The sequence below is a fragment of the Kineococcus aurantiacus genome (assembly GCF_013409345.1).
In the GTDB taxonomy this organism is placed as follows: domain Bacteria; phylum Actinomycetota; class Actinomycetes; order Actinomycetales; family Kineococcaceae; genus Kineococcus; species Kineococcus aurantiacus.
Window position 1 is genome coordinate 2,397,726 of the sequence record NZ_JACCBB010000001.1, and the last position, 18,351, is coordinate 2,416,076.

Annotated in this window: 16 protein-coding genes; 6 read left to right on the forward strand and 10 right to left on the reverse strand. The window is 75.9% G+C overall.

Annotation, left to right across the window (positions count from 1 at the left end; translation table 11 throughout):
• Positions 1 to 97 precede the first annotated feature (97 nt).
• The 3 genes from rsmG (at position 98) to BJ968_RS11655 (ending at position 3,447) form a co-directional block, all read left to right on the forward strand.
• Positions 98 to 787, forward strand: a complete 690-nt coding sequence (gene rsmG / locus BJ968_RS11645; protein ID WP_343077976.1) for a 16S rRNA (guanine(527)-N(7))-methyltransferase RsmG — start codon at positions 98 to 100, stop codon at positions 785 to 787.
• Between the two features lie 411 nt (positions 788 to 1,198).
• Positions 1,199 to 2,263, forward strand: a complete 1,065-nt coding sequence (locus BJ968_RS24565) for a ParA family protein (RefSeq protein ID WP_425491569.1) — start codon at positions 1,199 to 1,201, stop codon at positions 2,261 to 2,263.
• Entirely contained in the window at positions 2,260 to 3,447 is a 1,188-nt protein-coding gene (locus tag BJ968_RS11655) for a ParB/RepB/Spo0J family partition protein (RefSeq protein ID WP_179751991.1), read from the forward strand. Before BJ968_RS24565 ends, BJ968_RS11655 begins: the two co-directional genes overlap by 4 nt.
• On the opposite strand, the gene BJ968_RS11660 is transcribed toward BJ968_RS11655, so the two are convergent.
• Together BJ968_RS11660 and BJ968_RS11665 are read right to left on the reverse strand one after the other, a co-directional pair.
• A complete protein-coding gene (locus BJ968_RS11660; protein WP_179751993.1) occupies positions 3,444 to 4,385 on the reverse strand; it encodes a D-alanine--D-alanine ligase in 942 nt (313 codons plus the stop codon). The two genes, BJ968_RS11655 and BJ968_RS11660, sit on opposite strands and share 4 nt — an antisense overlap.
• On the reverse strand, positions 4,382 to 5,743 hold the full coding sequence (locus BJ968_RS11665; RefSeq protein ID WP_179751995.1) for an aminotransferase-like domain-containing protein: 1,362 nt from the start codon (positions 5,741 to 5,743) through the stop codon (positions 4,382 to 4,384). The genes BJ968_RS11660 and BJ968_RS11665 overlap by 4 nt, the downstream gene beginning before the upstream one ends.
• Before the next feature lie 162 nt (positions 5,744 to 5,905).
• Here BJ968_RS11665 and BJ968_RS11670 point away from each other — a divergent pair, with 162 nt between their 5' ends.
• Positions 5,906 to 6,556, forward strand: a complete 651-nt coding sequence (locus BJ968_RS11670; RefSeq protein ID WP_218885010.1) for a GNAT family N-acetyltransferase — start codon at positions 5,906 to 5,908, stop codon at positions 6,554 to 6,556.
• Between the two features lie 48 nt (positions 6,557 to 6,604).
• Here BJ968_RS11670 and trxA read toward each other — a convergent pair whose 3' ends face one another.
• From trxA to BJ968_RS11700, 6 genes are all read right to left on the reverse strand, one after another.
• On the reverse strand, positions 6,605 to 6,931 hold the full coding sequence (gene trxA / locus BJ968_RS11675; RefSeq protein ID WP_179751999.1) for a thioredoxin: 327 nt from the start codon (positions 6,929 to 6,931) through the stop codon (positions 6,605 to 6,607).
• A gap of 25 nt (positions 6,932 to 6,956) precedes the next feature.
• Positions 6,957 to 7,979, reverse strand: a complete 1,023-nt coding sequence (trxB, locus tag BJ968_RS11680; protein ID WP_343077977.1) for a thioredoxin-disulfide reductase — start codon at positions 7,977 to 7,979, stop codon at positions 6,957 to 6,959.
• Between the two features lie 105 nt (positions 7,980 to 8,084).
• Positions 8,085 to 8,801 carry a hypothetical protein gene (locus tag BJ968_RS11685; RefSeq protein ID WP_179752001.1) on the reverse strand — a complete coding sequence of 239 codons (717 nt, stop codon included), beginning with the start codon at positions 8,799 to 8,801 and terminating at the stop codon, positions 8,085 to 8,087.
• Between the two features lie 66 nt (positions 8,802 to 8,867).
• Positions 8,868 to 9,458, reverse strand: coding sequence for an RNA polymerase sigma factor SigM (gene sigM / locus BJ968_RS11690; protein WP_179752003.1), 591 nt, complete (start codon positions 9,456 to 9,458; stop codon positions 8,868 to 8,870).
• Complete coding sequence (locus BJ968_RS11695; protein WP_179752004.1) at positions 9,455 to 11,104, reverse strand: protein kinase family protein; 1,650 nt, start codon at positions 11,102 to 11,104, stop codon at positions 9,455 to 9,457. Before BJ968_RS11695 ends, sigM begins: the two co-directional genes overlap by 4 nt.
• Positions 11,105 to 11,177: 73 nt before the next feature.
• Entirely contained in the window at positions 11,178 to 12,323 is a 1,146-nt protein-coding gene (locus BJ968_RS11700; RefSeq protein ID WP_179752006.1) for an NlpC/P60 family protein, read from the reverse strand.
• 110 nt (positions 12,324 to 12,433) lie between these two features.
• On the opposite strand from BJ968_RS11700, the gene murJ reads away from it, so the two are divergent.
• A complete protein-coding gene (gene murJ, locus BJ968_RS11705; protein ID WP_218885011.1) occupies positions 12,434 to 14,113 on the forward strand; it encodes a murein biosynthesis integral membrane protein MurJ in 1,680 nt (559 codons plus the stop codon).
• On the opposite strand, the gene BJ968_RS11710 is transcribed toward murJ, so the two are convergent.
• Both BJ968_RS11710 and BJ968_RS11715 read right to left on the reverse strand, forming a co-directional pair.
• Complete coding sequence (locus tag BJ968_RS11710; RefSeq protein ID WP_425491490.1) at positions 14,066 to 16,390, reverse strand: DUF6049 family protein; 2,325 nt, start codon at positions 16,388 to 16,390, stop codon at positions 14,066 to 14,068. The genes murJ and BJ968_RS11710 overlap by 48 nt on opposite strands.
• The gene (locus tag BJ968_RS11715) at positions 16,294 to 16,770 is read right to left on the reverse strand and encodes an NUDIX hydrolase (protein ID WP_179752010.1); all 477 of its coding nucleotides are present in this window, start codon (positions 16,768 to 16,770) and stop codon (positions 16,294 to 16,296) included. The genes BJ968_RS11710 and BJ968_RS11715 overlap by 97 nt, the downstream gene beginning before the upstream one ends.
• A 32-nt stretch (positions 16,771 to 16,802) precedes the next feature.
• On the opposite strand from BJ968_RS11715, the gene BJ968_RS11720 reads away from it, so the two are divergent.
• On the forward strand, positions 16,803 to 18,335 hold the full coding sequence (locus tag BJ968_RS11720; protein ID WP_179752012.1) for a CCA tRNA nucleotidyltransferase: 1,533 nt from the start codon (positions 16,803 to 16,805) through the stop codon (positions 18,333 to 18,335).
• Positions 18,336 to 18,351 lie beyond the last annotated feature (16 nt).

The following is an 18,351-nucleotide window of genomic DNA, read 5'->3' on the forward strand; positions in this document are numbered from 1 at the left end:
CGGCCGATAGGGTGACGGGGTGTCGGATGAAGTGCCTGAGGGCGGTGGTGTTCCACGTGGAACACCACCGCCCTCCGTCGTTCCGGGGGACTCCGCAGTGGTCCCCGTCGAAGAGATCACCCGGGTCTTCGGGGATCGCGCGGGCAAGGCCGAGGTCTACCGCGACCTGCTCGCCGGTGCCGGTGTCGAGCGGGGCCTGATCGGTCCGCGGGAGGTGCCGCGCCTGTGGGACCGCCACCTGCTGAACTGCGCCTACCTCGGCGAGGTGATCGACGAGGGCGCGTCGGTGATCGACATCGGGTCCGGTGCGGGGCTACCGGGCATCCCGCTGGCGCTGGCCCGCCCTGACGTCCAGGTGCGGCTCGTCGAGCCCCTGGAGCGCCGGTACGCCTTCCTGCGCGAGGCCATCACGGAGCTGGACCTGCGCGACCAGGTGGCCGTGGCCCGGGGACGAGCCGAGGACGTGCGCGGCGAGTTCTCCGCCTCGGTCGTCACCGCCCGGGCCGTCGCGCCGCTGGCGACCCTGTACGGCTGGGCCCTGCCGCTCGTGGTGACCGGTGGGCACCTCATCGCCATCAAGGGCCGGAGCGCCTCCGAGGAGATCGCCGCCGCGGCGGGGACACTGCAGGCGATGGGCATCACCGAGACGCCGGAAGTCCTCCGGGTGGGTCCGGACGAGGAGTCCGGCACCACCGTCGTCCGCGTCGCGCGGGGACACGGGCCTCTGCGTTCTCCCTCGGCGCCCACGACTCCGAAACGTCGGTCGCCGCGCGCTCGGCGCCGTTGATCCATGGAAGGGAACGAACGCGTGACGCAGCTGGGCTGGTTCGGGCGACCCGCAACGGGGAACCACGGGCAGCTGGGGTGGCTCTCGGCGCACCCGGCCACCGATGTTCCACGTGAAACGGAGACGATCGCCGAGCCGGAGGTCGCCGTCGTTCCACGTGAAACCACCGCTCCAGTCGAGCCGACCGCTCCGGTCGAGCCGGCCGCTCCGGTTCAGCCGGTCGAGCCAGCCGAGCTGGCCGCGCCCGCTGCGGTCGAAGACACCCCGATCGAGACGACCCTCGGTGTTTCACGTGAAACGGTCGAGGTGTCTCAGTCTGCTCCGCCCGCCGACGTCCCGTCGACGCCCGGCGACGCCGAGCCGACCGTGGCTCTCCTCGACGCTCCCGACGTCGATGTTCCACGTGAAACGCTGGCGCCCGTCGTCCAGCTCCACGAGGTACTCCCGGAGACCGCGCCGGAGTCGGAGGAGAGCTTCGAGGTTGAAGACCAGGTTCCCGCGCCCGTTTCACGTGAAACGCCCCCGGCGCGCGCGGTCGAGCGGTTCCCCCGTCCCACCCAGACGCGCATCATGACGATCGCCAACCAGAAGGGTGGCGTGGGGAAGACGACGACGGCGGTCAACCTCGCCTCGGCGCTCTCGGCGGCGGGCCTGAAGGTGCTCGTCCTCGACCTGGACCCGCAGGGCAACGCCTCGACCGCCCTCGGCATCGACCACCACTCGGGCGTCCCGGGCATGTACGAGGTGCTCGTCGAGGGCAAGCCGCTGGGGGAGGTCGTGCAGAAGTGCGAGGAGGCGCCCGACCTGTGGTGCGCCCCCGCGACCGTCGACCTGGCCGGCGCGGAGATCGAGCTCGTCTCGATGGTCGCCCGTGAGTCGCGCCTGCAGCGGGCGGTGGCGAAGTACTTCAAGGGGCTCGCGCAGGCCGGTGAGCGGCGGGTGGACTACGTCCTCATCGACTGCCCGCCCAGCCTGGGGCTGCTGACCATCAACGCCTTCGTCGCGGCGCCCGAGGTGCTGATCCCCATCCAGTGCGAGTACTACGCGTTGGAGGGGCTGAGCCAGCTGCTGGCCAACATCGAACTCATCCAGGAGCACCTCAACCCGGACCTGGCCGTCACGACCATCCTGCTGACCATGTACGACGGCCGCACGCGCCTGGCGGCGCAGGTCGTCGAGGAGGTCCGGCAGCACTTCGGGGAGCAGGTGCTGCGCTCGCTGGTCCCGCGGTCGGTGCGCATCTCCGAGGCGCCCAGCCACGGCCAGACGGTCATGGCCTACGACCCGCTGTCCTCGGGGGCGCTGGCCTACCTGGAGGCGGCGCGCGAAATGGCCCAGCGTGGCGTGCACGAGGGTGCCGAGGTCGAGGGGGATGCTGGCGTGGGCGCGCCGCCCGCGGTGGCTGACCCGTGGGCGCGGTGGACGGACGGCCTGGCGACACGACGCGGTACCGCGTCGAAGGAAGGTGGAGCGTGAGCGACAAGCGACGTGGTCTGGGCCGTGGGCTCGGTGCCCTCATCCCCAGCGGGGGACCGGCGACCACCACGGCGAACCGGACCGGTGCCGGGACGTCCACCGTCCCGCCCGCCATGCGGCCGGCGGCCCGCCCGTTCGACGTCTTCTTCGACCAGCGTCCCGTCGAGGAGCCGGTCGTCGAGGAGGCCCACGAGGAGCGCGTCGGCGACCTGGCTGTCGTGACGACCGACGTCCCGGTTCAGGAGGCGCCCGAGGCGCCGGCGGTTCAGGAGCTCCTCCCGGAAGCCGTGGACGCCCCCCAGGAGCCCGAACAGCCGCAGGCGGCAGCCGAGGCGGCGGCAGCGTCCCTCGTGGCCGCTGACGACCTCGTGGACGTCCCGGGCGCCCGCTTCGCGGAGATCCCCGTCGCGGCCATCACGCCGAACCCGCGGCAGCCGCGGACGGTGTTCGACGAGGACGACCTGGCCGAGCTCGTGCACTCGATCCGCGAGATCGGCGTGCTGCAGCCCATCGTCGTCCGGCCCGTGGCGGCCGCCGAGGACGGCTCGCCGCGCTACGAGCTCGTCATGGGGGAGCGGCGCTGGCGCGCCACGACGGAGGCCGGCTTCGCCACCGTCCCCGCGATCGTCCGGGAGACCGCCGACGACGACCTGCTGCGCGACGCGCTGCTGGAGAACCTGCACCGCAGCCAGCTGAACCCCCTGGAGGAGGCGGCGGCCTACCAGCAGCTGCTGGAGGACTTCGGCTGCACCCACGAGGACCTCGCCTCGCGCATCGGCCGCTCCCGGCCGCAGATCAGCAACACGCTGCGCCTCATGAAGCTGCCGCCCCTGGTGCAGCGCCGGGTGGCGGCGGGTGTCCTCAGCGCCGGCCACGCGCGGGCGCTGCTGTCGCTGGAGGACGGCGCGGCGATGGAACGCCTCGCGCAGCGCGTCGTCGCCGAGGGGCTCTCGGTCCGAGCCGTGGAGGAGATGATCGCCCTCGGCGACGCCGAGACCGCCCCGCGCCGCCGCAACCCGGTCCAGCCGCAGCCCGAGCTGGAGGCGCGCGCCACGCAGCTCGCGGACCGGCTCGACACCCGGGTGAAGATCACGATGGGTCGCACCCGGGGTCGGCTCACGGTCGACTTCGCCGGCGAGGAGGACCTCGACCGGATCCTGCGGCTGCTCGGCAGCGCGAACTAGCGCAGGGCGCTCTCGACGATCCCGCGGTACAGGACGTCGAGAGCGATCCCGGCCGCTGCGGCGGCCTGGGGCAGCAGGGACGTCTCGGTCATCCCGGGGGCGGCGTTGGCCTCCAGGAAGACCGGGTCGCCCGAGGCCGGGACGATGAAGTCGACGCGGGACAGGTGCCGCAGGCCCAGCGTCCCGTGCACCCGGCGGGCGGCCCCGGCGACCCGCTCGGCGACGGCGGGGCTCAGGCGCGCGGGGGCGAAGAACTCGGTCGCCCCCGCGGTGTAGCGGGCCGCGTAGTCGTAGGCCCCGCCGTCGGCGACGACCTCGACCGCGGGCAGGACGTGCAGCTCGCCGGCGACCTCCACGACGGAGACGGCGACCTCGGTGCCCGGGACGAAGCGCTGCACGACGGCGGTGTCGCCGTAGGCGAACGCGTCGACCACGGCCCGGGCCAGGTCCCGGGTGTCACCGACCACCGCGACGCCCAGCGCCGACCCCCCGCGGCTGGGCTTCACGACGAGCGGGAAACCGGCCCAGTCGGCGGCCGCGGCCAGCACGGGCTGCGCCCCGAGGTCGCGGAACGTCGCCTGCGGCAGCGCCAGGGACGGGGGCACCGCGATGCCCGCCGCCTGCACGAGCGCTTGGGCGATGGGCTTGTCCCACGCGAGCCGGCACGCCGCGGGCCCGGACCCGACGTAGGGCACCCCGAGGACCTCCAGGACGTCGCGCAGGGCACCGTCCTCCCCGATGGCGCCGTGCAGCACGGGCCACACGACGTCGGGCCGGTCGGCGGCCAGCCGCGGCAGCAGGTGCGCGTCGGCGTCGAGGACGCTCACGTCGAACCCGGAGGAACGCAGCGCCTCGGCGACCCGCCGCCCCGAGCGCAGCGAGACGTCGCGCTCGTGGGACAGCCCGCCGGCCAGGACGGCGACGCTCACGTCGTTCACGCCAGCTCCGGGCCGGGCCCGTCGACCGCGGGGCGGCCGGCGCGGGGAGCCGTGGGCCCGAACATCTGGACCACCTCCAGCTCGTCTCGCACGACACCGGCCAGCCGGCGCACGCCTTCGGTGATCCGCTCGGCCGTCGGGAAGCAGTACGACAGCCGCAGGAACCGCTGACCCGTCCCGTCGGCGTAGAAGGCGCGCCCGGGCACGTACGCGACGCGGCCGGTGACCGCGCGCGGCAGCATCGCCCCGCTGTCCAGCCCCTCGGGCAGGGTCAGCCACACGTAGAACCCGCCGCGGGGGTGGGTCCAGGTCGCATGCGGCAGGTGCGCGGACAGCGCGGCCAGCAGGGCGTCGCGCCGCTCCCGGTACAGCTCCCGGAAGACCTTCACCTGGCCCAGCCAGTCGTGGCAGGACAGGTACTCGGCGATCGCGAACTGCCCGAAGGACGTCGGGCACAGGATCGCCGACTCCGAGGCCAGGACGAGCTTGTCCCGCACGGCGTGCGGGGCGACGGCCCAGCCGACGCGGTACCCGGGGGCGAACGTCTTGGAGAAGGACCCCAGGTGCACGACGTGGTCGGCGTCCATCGAGCGCAGCGCCGGCAGCGGGTCGCCGTCGAAGCCGAGCAGGGCGTACGGGTCGTCCTCCAGGACCAGCAGGCCGTGCCGCCGCGCGATGGCCAGCACCTCGTGGCGGCGTCCCAGCGAGAGCGTCACGCCCGCGGGGTTGTGGTGGTTGGGCACGGTGTAGAGGAACTTCACCCGCTTCCCCGCGCGCGCCAGCCGCGTCAGGGCCTCCTCCAGCGCGGCCGGCTGGAGCCCGTCGTGGTCGAGGGGGACGTGCTCGACCTGCGCCTGGTAGCTGCGGAACACCCCCAGCGCCCCCACGTAGCTGGGCGCCTCGGCCAGCACCACGTCCCCGGGGTCGAGGAAGACGCGCGAGACCAGGTCCAGGGCCTGCTGGGACCCCGTCGTGACGACGACGTCGTCGGGGTGGGCCTCGATGCCCTGCGGCCTCATGACCTCGACGATCTGCTCCCGCAGCCGTTCCTCGCCCTGCCCGGAGCCGTACTGCAGGGCGACGGCGCCCTTCTCGGCGACCAGGCGCGCGGTGAGGTCGGCGAGGGCGTCCAGGGGCAGGGCCGGCAGGTAGGGCATGCCCCCGGCCAGGGACACGACCTCGGGCCGGTTCGCCACGGCGAACAGGGCGCGGATCTCCGAGGCCGTCATCGAGGCCGTGCGCCGGGCGTAGGTGCCCACCCAGCGGTCCAGGCGGGAGCCAGCAGCCGCCCCGGCCCCGGCCGCGGCGGACGCGGGGTGCGCGTCACCGGGACTCGGGGTCGGCGGGTACTGGCTCATGGCGGCCTCCTGTGGCTCAGCGTGACGGCACTGTGAGATGGTCGCTCCGGGTGCGGAGCTCACCACGAGCCTGCCACCCCGGGTGCGCCGGGCGCACCGGTGAAAGGGAACGCCCCGCACAACCTTCGCTCGAGACGGGAGGCCCGCCCGGTGGGTCGTCGCATGGCGCCGCTGACGCTCGACACGGTCGCGGACCTGCCCAAGCAGTCCCGGCAGTGCGTCTTCTGGGAGCTGGACGAGACCGCGGCGCAGCGCGCGGCGGAAGCGGGCTACCCGGACTTCGAGAAGGAGGCGTGGGTCTCCACGGTCCTGCTGCAGTGGGGGCCCTGCGGGCGGCTCGTCTACGTCGACGACCAGCCCGTCGGGTTCGTCATGTACGCCCCGCCGGAGTACGTCCCGTCCTCGACGCGGTTCCCGACCTCGCCGGTGTCGGGGGACGCGGTGCTGCTCACGACGGGCTGGATCGAACCGGCCTTCCGCGGTGAGGGCCTGGCGCGGATGCTGCTGCAGGGCGCGGCGAAGGACCTCACGCAGCGCGGGGCGAAGGCCGTGGAGGTCTTCGGCGGCGGGCCGGCCGCGGTGGGGGGCGACGGCAGCGGGGAGTCCGCGCACGAGCACGGGGAACCGTGCGTGCTGCCGGGGCACCTGCTGGAGTCGGTGGGGTTCACGGTGGTCCGGCCCCACCACCGGTACCCGCGGTTGCGGCTGGAGCTGAAGAACGCGCTGTCGTGGCGCGAGGACGTCGAAGCCGCCCTCGAACGACTCCTGGGCAGCGTGCGCCTGCCCACCCTCACCGGGGTGGCCCCCACGTGACGACGGCCGGTACCCCAAGGGGGTACCGGCCGTCGGGGGGACCCGTCGTCAGTCGACGAAGTCCTCGAGCTCCTTCAGCAGCACGGGCTTGGGCCGCGCGCCGATGATCGTCTTCACGACCTCACCGCCGGAGTACACGTTGAGCGTCGGGATCGACGTCACGCCGTACTTCGCGGCGATGCGCGGGTTCTCGTCGGTGTTGACCTTCACCACGGTCAGCTTCTCGCCGTGCTCGGCGGCGATCTCCTCCAGGATCGGGGCGACCTGGCGGCACGGGCCGCACCAGGGCGCCCAGAAGTCGACGAGGACGGGCTTGTCCGACTGCAGGACCTGCGCGTCGAAGGTGTCGTCGGTGACGGCGGCGGTGGCACTCACGGTGTTCCTCCTGGGTTCTCGGGGATCAGAGCTGGGGGCGGGCGACGGTCTCGGCGGTGGGCACCGCCGGGTCGGTCTCCTCGCGGGCGGGCTGCTCCAGCCCGGCGTCACCGCGGGCGGCGAGGTACCGCTCGGCGTCCAGGGCGGCCGAGCAGCCCATGCCCGCGGCGGTGATGGCCTGCATGTACTCGTGGTCGACGACGTCGCCCGCGGCGAACACGCCGGGCAGGTTCGTCCGGGTGGAGCGGCCCTCGACGAGGACGAAGCCGTTCTCGTCCAGGTCGACCTGGCCCTTCACGAGGTCCGTGCGGGGCTCGTGGCCGATGGCGATGAACAGCGCCGTCGCGGCGATCTCGCGGGTCTGGCCCGTCACGGTGTCCCGCAGCGTCAGGCCCTCGACCCGCTCCTCACCGGTGATGCCGACGACCTCGGAGTTCCACGCGAACCGGATCTTCGGGTTCTCCTCGGCGCGCTTGGCCATGATGCGCGAGGCGCGCAGCTCGCCGCGGCGGTGCACGATCGTCACCGTGCGGGCGAAGCGCGTCAGGAACGTCGCCTCCTCGACCGCGGAGTCACCGCCGCCGACGACGACGATGTCCTGCTCGCGGAAGAAGAACCCGTCGCAGGTGGCGCACCAGCTGACGCCGCGACCGGACAGCCGCTTCTCGTCGGGCAGCCCGAGCTCGCGGTACGCCGACCCCAGCGCGAGGATCACGGAGTGGGCGCGGTAGGTCTGGCCGCCACCGGTCGTGACCTCCTTGACGTCACCGTCGAGGCGGACGTCGACGACGTCGTCGGTCACGAGCTCCGCACCGAACTTCTCGGCCTGGGCGCGCATGTTGTCCATGAGGTCCGGGCCCATGACCCCGCCGGGGAAGCCGGGGAAGTTCTCGACCTCGGTGGTGTTCATGAGCGCACCGCCGGCGGTCACCGAGCCCTCGAAGACCAGCGGCCGCAGCTCCGCACGGGCCGCGTACAGGGCGGCGGTGTACCCGGCAGGCCCCGAGCCCACGACGATGACGTTGCGGATCTCGTTGGTGGTGCTCACCTGTGCGGACCTGCTTCCCTCGATCGGTGCCGGACCCCGCTGCCCGGGGTGCCGTGCTGACTGCTCAACCGATCGTAGGGGTCCAGTGTTCCCGCGCGAGGGGCCTCAGGAGGGCACCGGCACCGTGCTCAGGGCCTCGTCCCCGGGCGTGCAGTCCAGCGCCACCACGACGACCTCGCCGCCCGTCGGCGTCGTGTGCACGACGAACGCCGCCGGCCGCGAGCGCCAGGCCGCGATCTCCACGGCCACCACCGACGCCGGGTCGACGCCCAGCGGGGACGTGCAGGCCACCGCGTGCTCGGCCTGCGGCCGCTGCGCGGGATCGCTGGAGGCCGACGCCTCGCCCTGCGGGGCGCTGAGCAGGTCCGGCCGCCCACGCCCGGCGTCCTCCTGCGCGCCCGCCCCGACGGACTCCTCCCCGAGGTCCTGCACGGCCGCGACGTCGGTGTAGTCGGTGCCGCTGCGCAGGACCTGCACGTCCGGCGGCAGCGGCGCGGCCGCCGAGTCGCCCGCGGACGAGCCCGCCGCCGCGGAGGAGGCCGACCCGGCCTCGTCCGCGCCGGTCCGCAGCTGGTCCAGCGCGACCACGCCCGCGCCCGCCGCCACGACCAGCCCGGCCGCGGCGGCGAACACCCGCGGGACGCGGGGGCGGCGGCGGGCGGCCAGCGAGGCCACCGGCGTCGGCGCCGCCGCCGCGGCCAGGGCCCGCTCGACCCGCGCCACGACGTCCGCCGGCATGGGCCCGACGTCGGCCGCGCCCCGCAGCAGGTCGCGCACGCGGCGCTCCTGCGCGTCGAGCTCAGCGTCGTCGAACTCACCCACCGCGGACCCTCCTCCTGCGTCGTGGAACCCGCCTCGGGGAACCGGCACTACGACGTCCCACCACCCTCACGGGTTCCGTCCCGGGCCCAGCAACCCGGCCAGCGTCACCCGTCCGCGCGAGCAGCGGGACTTCACCGTGCCGACCGCCACCCCCAGGACCTGCGCGGCCTCGGCGACCGGGACGTCGTACATGTCGACCAGCACCAGCGCCGCCCGCTGCGCCTCCGGCAGCCGCGCCAGCGCCGCCGTCACGTCCAGCTGCGCCTCCACGTGCGGGGTGGCGTCGTCCACGACGGCCAGCGCGGCCCCGGTGCGGACGCCGTCGTCGCCGGACCCGGTCTCCTCCTCCAGCGGCCGGGTGGGGCGCACGGCCCGCCGGCGCGCGCGGTCCAGGCAGGCGTTGACGACGATCCGGTGCAGCCACGTCGTCACGGCGGAGTCCCCGCGGAAGCGGTCGGCGGCGCGCAGCGCCGAGACGAGCGCGTCCTGGACGGCGTCGGCGGCCTCCTCCCGGTCGCCCGTGGTGCGCAGCGCCACCGCCCACAGCCGGTCCCGGTGGCGGCGGACGACCTCGCCGAACGCCTCCGGGTCGCCCGCGACGTGCGCGGCGACGAGCTCGGCGTCGGTGCGCGGGTCCGGGACGCCCGCGCCGGTCACGGGACCGGGGTCCCCGTGACGGCGATCTCGGCGACCGCGACGCGGAAGGCGCCGTCGGTCGTCGGCAGCTGCGTGAACCAGACCGTCAGGTAGCGGGCCCGCACCGGCTGGGCCGGGGTGAGCGACTGCTGACCCCCGGCGGCGGGGGCCGCGGCGACGGGCTGCGCCCCGTCGGGGGTGTCCCCGGGCGCGGCCAGCAGCGACACCGCGCCGCCCTCGCCGCCCGCCGTCAGCGCCACCGAGGTGACGTCGACGGGGGCCCCGAGGTCCAGGAGCAGCCCGATGCCGTCCTTCAGCCCGCCGAAGGCGGCCGAGTTGTACCGCTGGCTCTGCCACGCCGTGGCCGGGTCGCCGTCGACGGCCCGCCCGGCGGTCTCGGAGGACTCACCACCGCCCTGCGGGTCCACCGCCGAGACGGCGACGACGGGCACCGGGCCCGCGGTGACCGCCGGCGGGGCCGACGTCGGGGCGGGGGCGGGGGCCGTGCCGGGCGTCGTGGCCGCCGGGGCGGACACGGGCGCGCTGGGCGTGGCCGGCGACGTGGGGCGCGGGACCCCGATGGAGGCGAGCTGCCACACGGCCAGCACCAGCCCCACCACCACGACGGCGCCCACGAGGGCCAGCACCAGGCGCGAGTCGTCGCGCGGCGGCCTGGCCGTGGAGTGCGGCCGCGTGAACGGCACGGGCGGCTCGGCCTCGGGGACGACCTCCTCGCGGTTCTTCAGGCGCCCCCGCACGGCGGCCGTCGCGGCCTCCCCGCGCATGCGGCGCAGCGTCTCGTCCCAGACGTCCATCGACCACGGCGCCAGCTGCAGCGCCAGCTCGGCCGGGTCGCGGGGGCCGTCCTCGTGCGGGCCGAACGTCACCGCGCACAGCGTGTCCAGGTCGTTGGGCACGTCGGGGCGCACGTCCTTGGGCGGCACCGGCCGCCCGTCGGCGTCGGGCGCCGCGGGCAGGGCGGCGTACGCGGCCACGCCCTCGACGCGGGGCCAGCGGGCCACCAGCCCGGCGTACACGAGCGCCACGAGCGCCACGGCGTCGCTGCGGTTGGCCAGCGCCGCCGCGCGCGAGGCCGACACCGCCGGCGGGTCCGGGTCGAGCGCGGCCTCCACCCCGACCCCGCGGACCCGCACGAGGCCGTCGGGGCCCAGCAGGACGTCGTCGGGGGTCAGGCGCGTGTGGTGCAGCCCGCGCCGGGCCGCGGTGTCGAGGGCACCGGCGACCTCGCCCACCAGCGCGCGCACGGCCGCCGGCTTGAGCGGGCCGCCCTGGAGCAGCTCCGTCATCGTCCGGCCCTCGACGGCCTCCTCGACGACGTACACCGACGGCGGGACGCCCTCGGACAGGTCCGTGCCGGCGTCCAGGATCCGCGGGACCCGCGGGTCGGTGATCATGGCGGCGCGCCGCGCGGCGTCGAGGAACTCCTCCGCGCGCGGGTCGCTGACCTCCAGGGTGCGCACCCGCACGGGCCGGTCGAGGGTCAGGTCGCGGCCCAGGTAGTCCCGCGTGCCGCGCTGCGCGCCGTCGGACCCGTGGGCCACCGACAGCTCGCGGTCCAGGACGTAGCGGTCGGCGACGAGCTGCTCGCCCGTGCTGCGGCCTGCCCCGTCCAGACCTGCCCCCCTGCTCGCGCGTGCCCCGTCCACCTGTCGGCCCCCATGCTAGGGCGCGGGCGCGGCGCGACGGTCCCCCGGCGCGCGGGCCGGGCCGGGCGGGGGGTCAGGAGGGGCGGACCGCCCCGTACAGCCCCGGCATCGCCACCCCCGCCACCCGCACGACGTCGCCGCTGTGGGGGGCGTGCAGGACCTTCCCGCCGCCCAGGTACAGCGCGACGTGGTGGATCGTCGAGGGGTCGGCGCCGCTGGCGTAGAAGACCAGGTCACCGGGTTGCAGCCGGTCCAGCGGGACCTTCGGCAGCGCCGCGTACTGCTGGCGGGACGTGCGGGGGATCGCGGTGCCCGCCTGCGCGTACGCCCACTGCGTCAGCCCGGAGCAGTCGAACGTCGCGGGGCCGGTCGCGCCCCAGACGTAGGCCGCGCCCTGGCGGGTGGAGGCCGCGGCGATGGCGGCCCGCGCGGTGGCCGTGGCCCCGTCCGTAGCCCCGTCCGTGATCTCGTCCGTGGCCCCGCTGGTGACCCCGGCGGTGGTGGCCGCGGGCGTCGCCGCGTCCGCGACGCCCGCCGCGGCGGCCCGCTCGGCGGCCGCGGCCAGCGCGGCCCGCCGGGCCCGCTCCTCCTCGGCGGCCACGGCCCGCGCGAGCGCCGCGTCCGCGTCGGCCAGCAGCCGCTGCTCGGCGTCCAGCGCCCGCGCCACCCGCTGCTGCGCCTGCGCGGCGGCGGCCTGCGCGGCGACCTGCGCCGCGCGCACCTCCCGCAGGTGCTCCTCGGCGGCCCGCGCCGCCTCCCGCGCGCCCGCGGCCCGGTCCACCGTCGCGGTGTCGTCGCCGACGACGGCCGCGGCGAGCGCCGCGTCCCGCGCCGCCGTCGAGGCCCCGTCGAGGTCGCCGCCGGCCAGCAGCCCCAGGCCCACCGGCAGGCTCACCGCCAGGCCCGGGCCCGCCATGTACAGCGACCGCACGCGGCGGGTCGCCTCCGCGCCCGCGCGGGTGCTCGCGCCCTCCGCGGAGTCCAGCACCGACCGCGCGCGCACCTCCCGCGCGGCGGCGTCCCGCACGTCCTCGACGGCCGTGTCGTACGCCTCGGTCGCGATCGACTGCTGCACCCGCAGCGCCTCGACGCGCGTGCGCAGCGCGTCGGCCCGCGCCGCCAGCGCCCCGCTCGTGGGCGTGCCCGGGTCGGCGGTGGGGTCGGCGTGGGCACCCGTCGCGGGCACTCCGAGCGCGAGCACCAGCGCTGCCGCCGCCACGACCCCCCGGACCCTCGTCACCGTCGATGGGTCGTCACCGCGTGTGAAGACCTTGACCGGACCGGGGACGCGGTGACCCGGACGGCGCACCCATCGGCGACCATCGACCCGTGAGCGCCACCCCCCAGAAGACCGCCCCCGACGAGTCCGGGGCCTCCCTGGCCCGGTCCAGCGCGCTGATGGCGAGCGGGACGCTGGTCTCGCGGGTGCTCGGGTTCGTGCGCGTGGCCCTGCTGGCCGCCGCCGTCGGCGGGACCGCCGGGGGCGTCGGCGGGCAGGTCTTCGACGTCGCCAACAAGGCGCCGAACAACTTCTACATCCTCGTCGCGGGCGGGGTGCTGAACGCCGTCCTCGTCCCGCAGATCGTCAAGGCGTTCCGGCTGCCCGACGGCGGCAAGGAGTTCGTCGACCGCCTCGTCACCCTCGCGCTGCTGGTCATGGCCGCGGCCACCGTGGTCGTCACCGCCGCCGCCCCGCTCGTCGTGCGGCTGTACGCCGAGCGGTGGGACGACGACTGGCTGGCCCTGGGGACCGCGATGGCCTTCTGGTGCCTGCCGCAGGTCTTCTTCTACGGCCTCTACACGGTGCTGGGCCAGGTCCTCAACGCCCGCGGCAGCTTCGGCCCCTTCATGTGGGCGCCCGTCGTCAACAACGTCGTCGCCATCGGCGGCACCGTCGCCTTCCTGGCCCTGTACCCGCGCGGGGAGGACCTCACGGCGACGCAGTGGACGCCGGGGATGGTCGCGCTGCTGGCCGGCACCGCCACCGCGGGCGTGGCGGTGCAGGCGCTGGTCCTGCTGTGGCCGCTGCACCGCGTCGGCTTCCGGTACCGGCCCCGGTTCGGCTTCCGCGGGATGGGGCTGGGCAGCGCCGGGCGCGTCGCCGGGTGGACCTTCGCCGGGGTGGCCGTCGGGCAGCTCGCGTTCATCCCCACGTCCAAGGTCATGACCTCGGCCGGGTACGCCCTCAACGCCGCGCACGTCGACGGCGCCTCGGGCAACTCCTACAGCTACGCCTTCCTGCTGTTCATGCTCCCGCACTCGCTGGTCGCGGTCTCGCTGGTGACGGCCCTGTTCACCCGGCTGAGCCGGTCGGCCGTCGCGGGTGACGTCGCCGCGGTCCGCCGCGACTTCTCCTCCGGGGCCCGCACCGTCGCCGCCGCCGGGGCCCTGGCCACCGCCGCGTTCCTGTCCTTGGGACCGGCCGTCGGCGGCGCCATGTTCGAGGCCCACCCCATCGGGCAGGTGCTCGTCGCCATGACCGTCGGGCTGGTCCCCTTCAGCGTGACCTACCTGGTCCAGCGCGTCTTCTACGCCTACGAGGACGCCCGGACCCCCTTCGTCGTGCAGGTCGTCGTGGCCCTGGTCACCACGGCCGGCAACGTCGTGATCCACCTCGCGGTGCCCCCGCAGTGGCAGGTCGTCGCCATCGGCGCCTCGATGAGCGTGGCCAACGTCGTCGGCTGCGTCCTGGGGCTGACCCTGCTGCGGCGCCGCTTCCGGGCCCTCGACGGCGGGGGCCTCGACGGGTACCTGCTGCTGCGCACCCTCGTGCGCCTGCTGCTCATCACGGCCGTCTCGACCGCCGTCGGGTTCGCCGTCGCCCGCGGCGGGGCCCTCCTCGGCCAGGGGCGGCTGGTCGACCTCGCCGTCGTCCTCGTCGGCGGGGTCCTCGTGCTCGTCGTCTTCACCGCGCTGTGCCGGGTCATGCGGGTGCGCGAGCTGGAGGACCTCGTCGCCCCGCTACTTCGCCGGCTCCCCGGAGCCGGACGGGGCGTCGGTCGGCGCTGAGCCGGACGGGGCGCCGGACGGCGCCGAGCCGGACGCCGGCCCACCGACGAGGGCGTGCTCGGCCTCGTCGACCCGCCGCCGGCCCCGGCGGAACGCCCGCACCAGCCCCACGACGAGCAGCGCCGCCGCACCGCCGCCGACGACCCCGCTGATCCAGCCCTCCACGTCCGCGCGCACGTTCAGCCGGATCTCCACCGGCCGCCCGATGGCGCTGCCCGCGGGCGTGCGCAGCTGCGCCTCCACGACGACCGACCCGTTGGCCAGCGCCCGCACCGGCACCGCCACCCGGGCCTGGCTGCGGGCGGCGACGGTCTGCCGCGGCACCGCGTCCAGCTGCACCCGCGCCGTCCGGGGCCGCAGCACCAGGTCCACCTGGACGGGGACGTCGAGCTCGTTGACGACCGTGATGGGCAGCTCGCTGCGCTCGGCGGCGAGGTTGCGCACGCTGCCCGCGGCGATGCTCACCCCGGCCGTGAGGGCCTCCACGGCGCTCGCGAGCCGGGCGCGGGCGGTGGGCAGCTCGCCGACGTGCCCGCGCCAGGACACCCCGAGCAGCACCAGCGCGGCGTGCTGCCGGGACAGCAGGCCCGCGTCGAGCCCGGAGCCGGGCAGGGCGGTGGCGAAGTCGTCGACCGCGGCGAGGGCCCCGGCGACGCCGGCGACGTGCGCGGCGGGCAGCGCGGCGCGGGCGGTGGCGGCCGGGACCTGCGGCGCGGACCGCTCCACGCCGGGCACCGGGGTGTCCAGGAGGTCGGTGAGGGGCTGCCAGGCGGCCCAGCCGGAGGACTCGACGTCGCCGACGAGGGCGGCCAGGTCCCCGGCCGCGGGCGCGAAGCTGCGGGGGGCGACGAGGAGCTGCCCGCGCGGGTCGCTGGGGCGCTGCAGCGTCGTGGTGGCGGCCTCGGCGATGAGCCGCTGGCGGACCAGGACGACCTGGTCGGGGTCGTCGGCGTCGGCGAGCACCGAGGACAGGGTCCGGTCGGCGACGAGGACCTCGACGGAGGTGTCGAGCACGTCGACGCGGGCCCGGCCGGCGGGGGTGTAGGTGAGGTCGGCGTCGGGGGGCAGGCACTCGTCGTCGAGGACGACGGTGCTCGCGCCGCCGCCGAGGCACAGCGCGAGCAGGTCCTCGTCGGCGGCCTCGTCGGCGGGCCAGGCGACGTCGGTGCGCACGAGGGCGCCGGTGAGGCCGTCGAGGGCGCCGTCGGCGGCCCGGGTGGCGCGGTCCAGGAGGTCGGTGCCGTCGGCGCTGCGGTCCAGGGCGGCCAGGTCGGGGTCGCCGAAGGGCAGCCCCAGCACGACGCGGCCGGCGGCGGCGGCGACGAGGTCGTCGCGCCAGTCCGACAGGGTGCGGGTGCTGTCGTCGGTGGCCTGCTCGGTGGTCTGCTCGGTGGTCTGCCCGGTGGCCTGCGCGGTGGCGGGGTCGCCGGGGCCGGGGGTCTGCGCGCCGGCCGGTGCGGCGTCCGCGCCCGCGGTCAGGGCCGGGTCCAGCGCCCACGCCACGCGCGGGTCGGCGCCGCTGCCGGCGACGAGGGCCGCCAGCCGGTCCCGGACCGCCTGCGCGAGCCCGTCGGCGGACCCGTCGCGGCCCGCGACGAGGGGCAGCAGCAGGGTCAGGGGGGTCGCGGTGGCGCCCTGGGGCGCGGCGGAGACGAGGAAGGTGCGGGCCACGCCGACGCGGCCGGAGTCGTCGGAGACCTCCACAGCGGCCAGGTGCGCACCGGCCCCGCCGCCCAGGGACGCCGCGGGCAGGGTCAGCAGCACCTCGGCCCGCCCGCCGGGGTCGAGCCGGCCGGACCCGACGGCGACGTCGTCGGAGCTGGCCGAGGAGCGGGTGATGGAGGCCCGGTCCGACGCGCGCGCCCACTGGTCCAGGGCGGTGCGGGCCACGGTGGGGGAGCGCTGGGCCACCAGCCGGGCGGTGAGGCCGGCCAGGGAGGCGGTGCCGCGGTGCTCGACGCGGGCCCGGACGGTGACCACGGACCGGGCCGGGTCGGCCGCGGAGTAGGCCGTTGGGGTGACCTCGAGCAGGACGACGCGCAGCGGCAGCGCGGCCGTCGCGGCCGTCGCCGTCGCGGTGGGGCGGGCCCGGGCCTGCGCGGCACCCGGGGCGCCGAGGACCAGCCCGCCGGCGGCGAGTCCCGTCAGCAGCCCCCGACGCGTCACGGGGTGCCGGCGGGTCACGCCAGTTCGCCCAGCCGCAGCGTCGCCGCCGTGGCGGCGCGCCGTTCGTTGGGGAAGGCGAGCCGCTCGCCGAGGTCGCTGAAGGGGATCCACTCGACGTCCACGGCCTCGGCGTCGGGGTCGTTCTCGACGGTCAGGGACCCGCCGACGGCCTTGAGCAGGAAGAGGTGGACGACCTTGTGGATGCGCCGGCCGTCGGCGGAGAACCAGTAGTCGATGCTGCCGAGGGTCTCGACGACCTCGCCGCGGATGCCGGTCTCCTCCTCGATCTCGCGCACCGCGGCCTGCTCGAGGGTCTCCTCGCCCTCCAGGTGCCCCTTGGGCAGGCACCACTCGGCGCGGCCGGCGCGGTTGAGGCGGCAGATGACGGCGGCGCGGGGCACCCCGGTGGACAGGTCGACGACGAGCCCACCCGAGGAGGTCTCCTGCACGGTGGGCAACCGCCGACGCGGCTCCCGGGCAGGCTTGACCATCGGCTCACTGTAGCCAGCGCCGGTGGCGTCTCATGGCAGGCTTGTACCCCGTGCTGCACGAGGAGTCCCACCAGGCCCGTCCCGCCGACCCCGGAGCCGCCCTGGAGCGGGCGCTGGACGAGGCGCGGGCCCGGGCCGTCGCGGCCCTGGAGCCCGTGATGCCGCTGCTGGTGGACCTCGGCCGGGTCTTCGAGACCGCCGGTTTCGAGCTGTCCCTCGTGGGCGGGCCGGTGCGCGACGCGTTCCTGGGCCGCCGCTCCTCGGACCTGGACTTCACGACCGACGCCCGCCCCGACGACACCGTGGCGCTGCTGAGGGCCTGGGGCGACGCCTACTGGGAGATCGGCCGCGACTTCGGCACCATCGGCGCCCGGAAGAAGGACCTCGTCGTGGAGGTCACGACGTACCGCTCGGAGAGCTACGACGCCGCCTCCCGCAAGCCGGAGGTCTCCTACGGCGACGACCTCGTCGGGGACCTGTCCCGGCGCGACTTCACCGTCAACGCGATGGCCCTGCGGCTGCCGTCGCTGGACTTCGCCGACCCCCACGACGGGTTGAAGGACCTCGCCGCGGGGCTCCTGCGCACCCCCGGGACCGCGGAGCAGTCGTTCTCCGACGACCCGCTGCGGATGATGCGTGCGGCGCGGTTCGCGGCGCAGCTGGGGCTGCGGGTGGCGCCGGAGATCACGGAGGCGATGACGGCGATGGCCGACCGCATCGCCATCGTCTCGGCCGAGCGGGTGCGGGTGGAGCTGGAGAAGCTGCTCGTCGCGCCGGACCCGGTGGCGGGTCTGCGGATCCTCGTGGAGACGGGCCTGGCCCAGCACGTCCTGCCGGAGCTGCCCGCGCTGCAGCTGGAGATCGACGAGCACCACCGGCACAAGGACGTCTACGAGCACTCGCTGACGGTGCTGGAGCAGGCGATGGCCCTGGAGACCGACGGCCCGGACCTGCTGCTGCGGCTGGCGGCGCTGCTGCACGACATCGGCAAGCCCCGCACCCGCCGGTTCGAGGAGGGCGGCGGGGTGAGCTTCCACCACCACGAGGTCGTCGGCGCGAAGATGGTGGCGAAGCGGCTGAAGGCGCTGCGCTTCGACAACGACACGGTCAAGGCCGTCGCGCGGCTGACGGAGCTGCACCTGCGCTTCCACGGGTACGGCGACGGGGAGTGGACCGACTCGGCGGTGCGCCGGTACGTCACGGACGCGGGCCCGCTGCTGCCGCGGCTGCACCGGCTGACCCGCAGCGACTGCACGACCCGCAACGTGCGCAAGGCGCGGCGGCTGTCGGCGGCCTACGACGACCTCGAGGCGCGCATCGAGCGGCTGCGCGAGCAGGAGGAGCTCGACGCGGTCCGCCCCGACCTCGACGGCAACCAGATCATGGCGCTGCTGGGCATCGGGCCCTCGCGCGTGGTGGGCCGCGCCTACCAGCACCTGCTGGGGCTGCGGATGGACCGCGGGCCGCTGGGGGCGCAGGAGGCCGAGGCCGAGCTGCGGGCGTGGTGGGCGCAGCAGCCGGAGTCCGCGCAGGCCCCGGGGACCCCGGGCTCCCCGCAGGGCTGAGGCGTCCCAGCCCCCG